The following is a 9,895-nucleotide window of genomic DNA, read 5'->3' on the forward strand; positions in this document are numbered from 1 at the left end:
GCGCGGCTTTGTGCTGTACACGGTTTCTGCACGGGGACGGGCAGCCCCCGGTACCGGGCTAGGAATCCGTAAACGGGAGGCGGTGCAGGCGGCGGCCCAGCTGTTCGGTTCGGTTGTGCTGGGCGCTGAGGCGGGCGAAATCGCGCTCCCGGCGCTGGGTGACGACGGCGCGGAGGTAGGACTCCGGGAAAGTGCCTGCAGGCGGGGGAGGGGAAACAAAAGCGGAAACCTCGGTCGCCAGGGACGCCGCCATGGAGGAGCGGGCCGGCGGAGCCATCCGCTGCGCCTGGGACAGGAATCGGGATACGCGCCTGGACAGGGGATCCGGCAGCCGGCCAATGTCCGCCAGCTGCGCCCAGGGAGCAAGTTCCTCCGGCATGGCCACGGTGGCAGGCGGCGGAGCCTTTACCCGTTCGCGCATTGAGTACGTACCCGCAAGCATGTCGCCCAGACGCTTGGACTTCTCGTTGAAGACCGCAGTGACGAAAGCCAGCGAACCTGCCAGCATGTAGATCTCCAGCACGGCAAGGATTCCGCGGGTAAAGGCCTGGCGGAACCGCACCGCACCGCCGTCGTCACGCACGATGCGCAGGCCCATGACCAGCCGGCCCAGCGATTTGCCGCGCGTCAGCGTTTCCACGGCTACGGGAACCACCACGATAACCAGGACTATGCAGGCCAGCAGCAGGGCTCGGGTCAGGGCCGGGTCCAGTGCGCCGTCCAGGGTATTGCCGATAAGGAAAAACAGCAGAAGGAGCAGGAGCAGCTGGGATACGACGTCGATCAGGACGCTTAGTCCCCGCGCAGCGAAAGACGCCGGGCGCAGTTCCAGGACAACGGCCTCACCCGTCACCACCGTGCTCATGCCAGCCCCCTGCTTCCGCCCTCAATGTGTCCCGGCACCCGCGTCGGGTCCAGCGCCCTCTTCCTCAGGTCCCCACTTTACCCATCCGTGCCGTGTATAGGGGGGCCAAGGCGTTCGCGCCCGCTAGGGTGGAGGCGTGGACTTGGATGCCTTCGCCGCCGTACACAGCCAGGACTGGAAGCGGCTGGATGAACTGACTGCCCGCCGCCGCCTGAACGGGGCCGAGGCAGACGAACTGCTGCAGCTTTACCAGCGTGCCTCCACACACCTTTCCGTAATCCGCTCGGTGGCTCCAGAGGGTGCCCTCTCCGCAGCATTGTCCATGCGGCTTTCCCGCGCCAGGACCCGGTTTACCGGCGCACGTTCCAATTTCTTCGAGGACCTGGCCGGATTCTTCGTCTACTCGCTGCCTGCAGCGTTCTACCGGGTCCGGATACTGACGGTCGTCATCGGAGCGCTTTTTATCCTGGTTTCGGCGCTGACCGCTTACTGGGTGGTCAATACGCCCGGTGTCCTCTCCGCGATTGGAACGGATGCGGAGCTCCGCCGGTACGTAGAGTCGGACTTTGCCACCTACTATTCGGAAAACCCCGCCGCATCCTTTGCCGGCATGGTCTGGACGAACAACGCCTGGATCGCGCTGCAGGCGGTGGCTTTCGGCATCACCGGGATCTGGGTGCCCTACATCCTGTACCAAAACGCCGTCGGGGTGGGCACAGCGGCAGGCACTATGGCGTCCTTCGGCGAGCTGGACACTTTTTTCACCTACATCCTGCCCCATGGATTCATGGAGCTCACTGCCATCTTCATTGCAGCGGCGGCCGGACTCCAGATTTTCTGGGCCCTGGTTGCGCCCGGGCCGCGCCCCCGGATTACCGCGCTGGCCCAGGAGGGCAGGTCCCTGATGACGGTGGCCCTGGGACTTGTGGCTGTGCTGTTCATCTCCGGGCTGGTGGAAGGATTCGTTACCCCCAGCGGACTTCCTGCCTGGCTGCGCATCACCATAGGTGCCCTGGTGCTGGCCGCCTACTGGGCCTACACACTGATCCTGGGCAAACGTGCCTACGAGGCCGGATTCCGCGGTGACCTGCTGGCACGCGATGCAGGTGAAGCCACAGTCCGGTCCGCCTAGCCTCCGGTGCGCTGACGGAAACCCGCCGTCCGGACTCGCCGGGAGCACCTTCGGTTCAGGGACCAGTGGCCGGTAGTGTCTATGAAGGACGAAACCGGACTCCCCCCACCACCCCCGGTGACTTCAAACAGGATTGGATGAGAGACGAAGCAGTGGCAAGCCAGGATCAAGACCCCACTACGGAAGGCGTCCCCTCAGGCCAGACGCCGGACGGGCACGGCGCGAGCCCGTCCGATGCAAGCGAGACGATAGTCAGCGGCACCCATGCTGCTGCCACGAGCCCTGCCCAGGAAAGTGCGGCTCCGGCTGAACACGATGCCTGGGACGCGGAGTTCGCCGGGCTTGCAGGAACTGGCCCCGACGCCGGGCAGGCACCTTCCAGCGAGGACCAGGCTGCCGGCGACGCAACACAGGCCGGCGGGGCCCAGGCTTCCGGCGAGGACAAGGCTGCCGGCGACGCTGCCGCCGACGCCGGGCGGGCACCTTCCAGCGAGGACCAGGCTGCCGCCGACGCCGGGCAAGCCGGCGAGCCTGCTGCGGAAGGCCGCGGCACTGCCGGCAGGGCAGGCACCGCCCGGGCCCGTGAAGAAGTGCCGGGAGGACACCCTTCCCTGGCGCAGCGGAGCACGCTGCCGATGCGGGCTGCCAGCACCATGCCCGACCTGAGCCGTTACGGCACGGAAAACCAGTCCGGAACAGACGGCGCAGCGCCCGAAGACGAGCCGGCTCCTGCCGTGCCCAACGCCGCCGGCGATCACGCCGGTCCCGCCGAGTCCGGGCAGGATCCAATGGCGTCCGGCCCCCATCCCACGACTGCCGACGGCGGCCCCTGGTACGGACCGGGCACGGGGGAGCAGCAGGCAACCGGTGAAATCGGCGCGTCGAACGCTTACGAGCCGGAGACCGTAGCCATGCCCGCGGATCCCGCCGTTCCGGCTGGGGAAGCAGAGCGCAGAAACGCGGAACGGGAACGGGCAGCCAGCGCCAAGCCGGTACTTGGCCGGATCATCCAGGTAGCCATCGCAGTGTTCTTCCCGGTCATGCTGCTGGCCGCCGCCATTCGCGCGGTGGCAACACCGTTGTTCCTGTGGGTCGAGTACAACCGGCCCGGCTTCCCTGCGGACAGCTTCGGGTTCAGCACGGATGACCGCATAACCTACGGTTCCTATGCCGTGGATTACCTCCTGAACTTCGCGTCTCCGCGCTACCTGGGGGACCTGGTGACCCCGGACGGCGATCAGCTGTACCTGGCCAGCGAGGTGTCGCACATGGCTGACGTCAAGACCGTCCTGACCATCGCGTTCGTGACAGCACTGGCAATGGCACTGATCAGTATTGCCGGCGGGATTTACCTGGCCCGCCGCTGCCCGGGTGGAATCCGGCGGGCGCTGTTTGCCGGCGCTGTGGCAACACTGGCCCTCATCGCCGGGATGCTGGTGGCTGCTGTCCTGGCCTGGGAAGAGTTCTTCACCATGGTGCACACCATCTTCTTCGCGCAGGGCAACTGGACGTTCCGTCTTGATGACACCCTGATCCGCCTCTTCCCTGCCCAGTTCTGGATGGACGCCGGCGGGGCGATCGCTGCCATAGTCCTTGCCGTCTGTGTACTGGTCATGGTGTTCACCTGGCCAACGAAGAAGCGCCGCGAACGCTCCCGGCTTGCCCGCGAGGAAAGCCGACGGCGCTACCTTGAATCGCTCGAAGCGCTCTAGCTGCACACGCTGCAGAACAGGAAAGCCGGGGCCCGCCATGGCGGGCCCCGGCTTTCCTGTTCTCCGGAGGGAGCCGGCAGGACTACTTCGCGTAGAGCTTCTCCACCTCTGCGGTGAAATCGGCGATCACTGCCTGGCGGCGGAGCTTCAGCGTCGCCGTCACGTGGCCGCCGGCCAGGGAGAAGTCCCTCGGGAGCACCGTGAAGCGGCGGATCTGCTCGGCCCTGGAAACGGAGGCATTCGCAGCGTCTACCGCTTCCTGCACCTGGGCCAGGACAAGGGGATGCTCTGTCAGGGGTTGTCCGGCTGACTCGATGCTGTTTTCGCGGGCCCAGGCCGCCAGCGCCTCGTCGTCGAGCGTTACCAGGGCACCCACGAAGGGACGGCCTTCGCCAACCACCACCACCTGGGAGACCAGGCGGTGTTCACGGACCTTTTCCTCCAGCGGCCCGGGAGCGACGTTCTTGCCGCCGGCGGTGACCAGCAGGTCCTTCTTGCGGCCGGTGATACGCAGGAAACCGTCGTCGTCCAGTGCGCCGAGGTCGCCGGTGTGGAACCACTCGTCGGTGAAGGCTTCGGCTGTGGCCTCCGGGTTGCGGTGGTAACCGGTGAAGACGCCGACGCCGCGCACCAGTACCTCGCCGTCGTCGGCAATGCGGATGGAGTTGCCCGGCATCGGCAGCCCCACCGTTCCAACCCGGGTCAGCGGAATGGTGTTGACGGACGCCGGCGCTGTGGTTTCGGTGAGGCCGTAGCCTTCCAGGACCGCTATTCCAGCCCCGCGGAAGAAGTGCGCCAGCTGCGGGCTGAGCGGGCTCGCACCGGAGATGGCAATGTCCATTTCACCGCCGAACGCAGCCCGCACCTTCGGGTAAAGCAGCCGGTCGAAGGCAGCATGGCGGAGGCGCAGCGGCAGGGATGGGCCGGATCCGCCGCGTGCCGCGCTGTCCCGCGCCTCGGAATAGGCGACGGCGGTGGAGGCAGCGGCGTCAAAGAGGCGGCCCTTGCCGGCCGCAGCAGCCTTCTCCTCGGCACCGGCATAGATCTTTTCGAAAATGCGGGGCACAGCCAGGAGGAAGGTGGGGCGGAAGGTACGCAGGTCCTCTACCAGTGCTGAAGCGCTGGAGCTGTGTCCCACAGTGACGCCTGCCGCCAGGCAGCCCACCTGGACGGCGCGGGCCAGCACGTGGGCCAGGGGAAGGAACATCAGTGTCCTGGCGCCCGGACGCTTCAGCATCTCGGGGAGAAGCTCAATCACGTTGACGGCGAACAGGGCAAAGTTGCCGTGGCTGATGGTGCATCCCTTGGGCCGCCCGGTGGTTCCGGAGGTATAGACCAGGGACGCCGGGGAGGAAAGCGCGGCGGAGGAGCGCGCGGACTCTAGATCCACATCCGTTACACCGGTTCCTGACGCGGAAAGAGCGGCCAAAGAATCGGGGTCTTCGCTGCCGGTCAGCTTCCAGATCCGGACCGGAATCCCGCCCGCGGCAGCGCCGGCCTCAATGACCCGGGCCTTGCCTTCGTCTCCCGCAAAGACGATTCGCGCACCTGAGTCGGAGAGGATCCACTGGACCTGGGTGGGGGAGGAGGTTTCGTAAATAGGGACCGTGACTGCGCCGGCAAACCAGATGGCCAGGTCCACTACCGTCCATTCGTACCGCGTTCCTGACATCACCGCGACGGTGTCGCCGGGACGGACTCCCTGAGCCATCAGGCCCTTGGCGGCAGCGCGGACCTCTGCGAGGAACTCTGCGGCGCTCACGTCCAACCAGCCGGAGCCGGTCCGGCGTGCGTACAGCGCCAGGTTGGGGGTCCGGGCGGCCGTAGCCAGCAGCAGGTCGGTGATGTTGGAGTCTTCGGGGAGCTTCACGAACAATCCGGTGGAGGATTCGCGCACGGGACCTCCCTTTCTGTGCGAGCACATTGCGTTGAGACCTAGATCCAGCTCGGCATCCAGATACGGAGCCGCCAATCAGAATAGGGGATGATTTCAGCCGTCCAGACCGGATAGAAGAAGGCGGAGACCAGGACCACAGCGACCAGGAAACACGCTGTGACGGTTGCTCCGCGGCGTCTGCGCAACGGCGGATCTGCTGCCCTTCCCAGGATTAGTCCCAGCGTGTAGGTCAAGGCCAGTACGAGGAACGGCACGAAGGAGACGGCATAGAAGTAGAACATGGTCCGGTCCGGAAAAGCGAACCAGGGCAGGTAGCCCGCAGCGATGCCGGACAGCACCGCTCCGGCACGCCAGTCCCTGCGCCCCAGCCAGTAGGCCAGGACCACGAACAGACTCAGCAGCGCAGCCCACCAAATCAGCGGGTTGCCCACGGAAGTGATTGCGGAGGTGCAGGAGTCTGCACCGCATCCTGCCTGCTGGGCGTCCGGGCTTTCATAGAAAAAGGACGTTGGACGGCCAAGGAAAAGCCAGGTCCAGGCGCTGGCTTCGTAGGAATGTTCAGAGGACAGGCCATTGTGGAAGCTGTAGGCGCTTCGGTGGTACTCGGCGAGGGACCGCAGCGGATCAGGAACCCATGCGAGCCCCGCGGGCGCCGGATTGGCCTGCGCCCACTGGCGTCCGTAGGCACCGCTGGAAAGGAACCAGCCGGTCCATGTGGCCAGGTACGTGGCCGCAGCCGCGGGAATCATGGTCAGGAAAGCCGGTATGCCGTCCTTGAGCAGGCCGGCAGGCCAGTTGCGGATTCCCGCCACCCGCCGTGCACTGACATCCCACAGGACGCACATGATGCCGAAGACCGCGACGAAGGCCAGGGCAGACCACTTGGTGCCGACCGCCAGGCCGAGGCAGACAGCCGCCGCGAGCCGCCAGGGACGCCACAGTACCCATGGTCCGGTCTTCAGCGCAGCGGGATCCGGTGGGCTGCCCGGCGGGCGGCGCAGCTTCCTTGCCAGCCGCCGCCGTCCGTCGTCGCGGTCCAGCAGAAGCGCACCAAAGGCGGCAACAACCCAGAAGGTGAGGAAGATATCCAGCAGCGAGGTCCGGGAGAGGACGAGATGGTGCCCGTCAACCGCCAGCAGCAGCCCGGCAACTCCGCCCAGCAGGGGCGACCTGAACAGGCGCCACGCGATCAGCGCCAGCAGCAGTACGGTCAGTGTTCCGGCAAGTGCAGCGGAGAAGCGCCAGCCGAAACTCGAACCGGGCCCAAACAGGGCCATGCCGAAGGCGATCATCCATTTGCCCACCGGCGGGTGGACCACATACTCCGGTCCCTCCAGCAGGCCGTCCGGCTCTCCGGCTGCAAAGGAATCGTTGGCGTCCTCCGGCCACGCACGTTCGTAGCCGGACACGAGGTAGGAGTAGGCGTCCTTGACGTAATAGGTTTCGTCGAAGACCAGGGAGCCGGGCTCATCCAGCCGGACGAAGCGAAGCAGGCCGGCAAGCAGCGCGGTACCCAGGGCGGCGGCCCACGCCCAGCTACGGTAAGGCAGTGCCGCTCCCAGCAGCCGGTCCCGCAGCGAACCTTCCGTGAACGCCTGATCCGCCGGCTGCACCAGGGGTGCGGTGTCCCGGGCCGGGGCGAAGGGCAGGGGCAGGGTCACGGGCACAACTCTATAGCCTGTCGCGTAGGGTTGAAGGGTGAACTCCAGCAGCAGCGAGACCCAGCAGTCCATTAGTACCGAAGGCGCAGAGCCGCGCGCTGCGGCAGGCCCCGGCCACATTGTGCTGGCTGCCACACCCATCGGGAACATGGGCGATGCGACGGTTCGCCTGATCGACCTGCTGCAGCATGCTGACGTCATTGCTGCGGAGGACACGCGCCGCCTGCACCGCCTGGTCAGTGCCCTGAAAATCAGCACCACGGGCCGGATCATGAGCTACCACGAGCACAACGAGCAGTCGCGTACTCCCGAACTGCTTGAACTGGTGCGCGGCGGAGCCACGCTGCTGATGGTGACTGACGCCGGCATGCCCTCCGTCTCCGACCCGGGGTACCGGCTGGTGGAAGCCGCCGCGGCCGAAGGAATTGCCGTAACGGCAGCCCCGGGCCCGTCTGCGGTCCTTACGGCACTGGCGCTCTCCGGTCTCCCCACTGACAGGTTCTGCTTCGAAGGCTTCCTCCCGCGGAAGTCCGGTGAACGCGCTGCCAGGCTCTCCGAGCTGGCACGCGAGGAGCGCACCATGGTTTTCTTCGAAGCACCGCACCGCCTCGAGCCGATGCTTCGGGCACTGGACACGGCGTTCGGTCCCGAACGTCCCGCCGCCGTGGCACGGGAACTGACAAAGCTGCACGAGCAGGTCCTGCGCGGTCCCCTGCGTGAACTCCTGGAGTGGGCAGAATCCAGTGAAGTCCGGGGAGAGATCGCCGTCGTCGTCGGGGGAGCAGGAGAAGCCGAACCGGAGGCTCCCGAGGACCATGTGGGGGCAGTTAATGACCTGATCGCGCAGGGCTCCCGGTTGAAGGATGCGGTGGCGTCCGTCGCCTCCGACGCCCGGATCAGCAAGCGCGAGCTCTATTCGGCGGTGCTGGCGGCACGCGGCAGCACCCCGTAGCCCGGCACTGGCCAACTGCACAGGGTCCTGGAAATGTCCTTGTGCAGAGGTGCATTTACACTTCTCGGCGGCGGGCTCTACGGTGAAGTCAGCACCGGGCAGATTGTGATCCGGAAAACCCGCATACTTTGGAGGCTCACCCATGGCTGTAACCGCTGAACGCGAGGCCGCACTGCTGGCCCAGGTTCCCACCGGCCTGCTGATTGACGGAGAATGGCGCGAAGCCACGGGCGGAAAGACCTTCGACGTCGAGGATCCCGCAACCGGCAAGGTGCTCCTGAGCATCGCGGATGCAAGCACCGAAGACGGCGCCGCAGCCATGGACGCCGCTGCTGCCGCCCAGGAGTCCTGGGCCGCCACGCCTCCGCGGGTCCGCGGGGAAATCCTGCGCCGCGCCTTTGAACTTGTCACCGCCCGCGCGGAGGACTTTGCGCTGCTGATGACGCTGGAAATGGGCAAGCCCCTGGCCGAAGCACGCGGTGAGGTTGCCTACGGCGCCGAGTTCCTTCGCTGGTTCTCCGAAGAGGCCGTCCGCGTCACCGGCCGCTACGGCACCGCCCCGGACGGCAAATCCCGCATCATGGTCACCAAGAAGCCGGTTGGCCCCTGCCTGCTGATCACGCCGTGGAACTTCCCGCTGGCGATGGCCACCCGCAAGATCGCCCCCGCGGTCGCCGCAGGCTGCACCATGGTGCTCAAGCCCGCCAAGCTGACCCCGCTGACTTCCCAGCTGTTCGCTGCAGTCATGATGGAAGCGGGCCTGCCCGCCGGTGTTCTCAACGTTGTTTCAACCACGAAGGCCGGCGAGGTAACCGGACCGATCATGCAGGACGACCGGCTGCGCAAGGTCTCCTTCACCGGTTCCACTCCGGTGGGCCAGGGCCTGATCCGCGATGCCGCGGACAAGGTGCTGCGCACGTCCATGGAACTGGGCGGCAACGCACCGTTCCTGGTGTTCGAGGATGCGGACATCGACAAGGCCGTTGAGGGCGCCATGGCCGCAAAGCTGCGGAACATGGGAGAAGCCTGCACCGCGGCCAACCGGTTCATCGTGCACGAGGACATTGCCGATGAGTTCTCCGAGAAGTTCGCAGCCAAGGTCGCCTCGATGACCACCGCCCGCGGAACCGAGGACGAGTCCAAGATTGGTCCGCTGATCGATGCGAAGTCCCGCGACAAGGTCCACTCCCTGGTGGAAGACGCGATCGACGGCGGAGCCACCGCAGTAGTGGGCGGAGCACCCGTGGACGGACCGGGTTACTTCTACGCACCGACCGTGCTGAAGAACGTTCCCGCCGGCGCCCGGATCCTGAAGGAAGAGATCTTTGGCCCCGTGGCTCCGGTCATCACCTTCTCCACCGAAGCGGAGGCCGTGAAGCTGGCCAACGCTTCCGAGTACGGCCTGATCGCCTACGTTTTCACCGAGGACCTGAACCGCGGCCTGCGGATCGGCGAGAAGCTGGAAACCGGCATGCTGGGCCTCAACGCCGGCGTCGTGTCCAACGCCGCCGCCCCGTTCGGCGGAGTCAAGCAGTCCGGCCTGGGCCGCGAAGGCGGCGACGAGGGCATCGAGGAATACCTGTACACGCAGTACATCGGAATCGCCGACCCCACGGCATAGTCCTCCGCCGCAGTCCGCGGCCCTGCGCAGGTCCCGCACCGGAGAAGTCTCCCGG

At 66.4% G+C, this 9,895-nt stretch carries 7 protein-coding genes; 4 read left to right on the forward strand and 3 right to left on the reverse strand.

The annotated features are described in order from the left end of the window. Positions 1 to 58: 58 nt before the first annotated feature. Positions 59 to 865 (reverse strand): RDD family protein, encoded by an 807-nt coding sequence (locus ABFX29_RS14060; protein ID WP_152228700.1) that lies wholly within the window; start codon positions 863 to 865, stop codon positions 59 to 61. Between the two features lie 136 nt (positions 866 to 1,001). On the opposite strand from ABFX29_RS14060, the gene ABFX29_RS14065 reads away from it, so the two are divergent. Together ABFX29_RS14065 and ABFX29_RS14070 are read left to right on the forward strand one after the other, a co-directional pair. Beyond that, entirely contained in the window at positions 1,002 to 1,997 is a 996-nt protein-coding gene (locus ABFX29_RS14065) for a stage II sporulation protein M (protein WP_211372403.1), read from the forward strand. A gap of 137 nt (positions 1,998 to 2,134) precedes the next feature. Beyond that, on the forward strand, positions 2,135 to 3,709 hold the full coding sequence (locus ABFX29_RS14070; RefSeq protein WP_246167586.1) for a lipoprotein intramolecular transacylase Lit: 1,575 nt from the start codon (positions 2,135 to 2,137) through the stop codon (positions 3,707 to 3,709). 82 nt (positions 3,710 to 3,791) lie between these two features. On the opposite strand, the gene ABFX29_RS14075 is transcribed toward ABFX29_RS14070, so the two are convergent. Together ABFX29_RS14075 and ABFX29_RS14080 are read right to left on the reverse strand one after the other, a co-directional pair. Then, on the reverse strand, positions 3,792 to 5,606 hold the full coding sequence (locus ABFX29_RS14075; RefSeq protein ID WP_152228699.1) for an AMP-dependent synthetase/ligase: 1,815 nt from the start codon (positions 5,604 to 5,606) through the stop codon (positions 3,792 to 3,794). Between the two features lie 38 nt (positions 5,607 to 5,644). Next, on the reverse strand, positions 5,645 to 7,267 hold the full coding sequence (locus ABFX29_RS14080) for a dolichyl-phosphate-mannose--protein mannosyltransferase (protein WP_420831145.1): 1,623 nt from the start codon (positions 7,265 to 7,267) through the stop codon (positions 5,645 to 5,647). A 70-nt stretch (positions 7,268 to 7,337) separates the two neighbouring features. Here ABFX29_RS14080 and rsmI point away from each other — a divergent pair, with 70 nt between their 5' ends. Further along, positions 7,338 to 8,219, forward strand: a complete 882-nt coding sequence (rsmI, locus tag ABFX29_RS14085) for a 16S rRNA (cytidine(1402)-2'-O)-methyltransferase (RefSeq protein ID WP_275124687.1) — start codon at positions 7,338 to 7,340, stop codon at positions 8,217 to 8,219. A gap of 142 nt (positions 8,220 to 8,361) precedes the next feature. Beyond that, positions 8,362 to 9,840: an NAD-dependent succinate-semialdehyde dehydrogenase gene (locus ABFX29_RS14090; RefSeq protein WP_152228696.1), complete on the forward strand. Its 1,479-nt coding sequence runs from the start codon at positions 8,362 to 8,364 to the stop codon at positions 9,838 to 9,840. The last annotated feature ends 55 nt before the right edge of the window (positions 9,841 to 9,895 follow it).

Origin of the sequence: Arthrobacter gandavensis, assembly GCF_039528575.1 — a bacterium.
GTDB lineage: Bacteria > Actinomycetota > Actinomycetes > Actinomycetales > Micrococcaceae > Arthrobacter_B > Arthrobacter_B citreus_B.

Coding starts and splice junctions, on each gene's coding strand:
- ABFX29_RS14060 (WP_152228700.1), bottom strand. CDS start 865: ATGAGCACGGTGGTGACGGGTGAGGCCGTTGTCCTGGAACTGCGCCCG.
- ABFX29_RS14070 (WP_246167586.1), top strand. CDS start 2,135: ATGAGAGACGAAGCAGTGGCAAGCCAGGATCAAGACCCCACTACGGAA.
- ABFX29_RS14090 (WP_152228696.1), top strand. CDS start 8,362: ATGGCTGTAACCGCTGAACGCGAGGCCGCACTGCTGGCCCAGGTTCCC.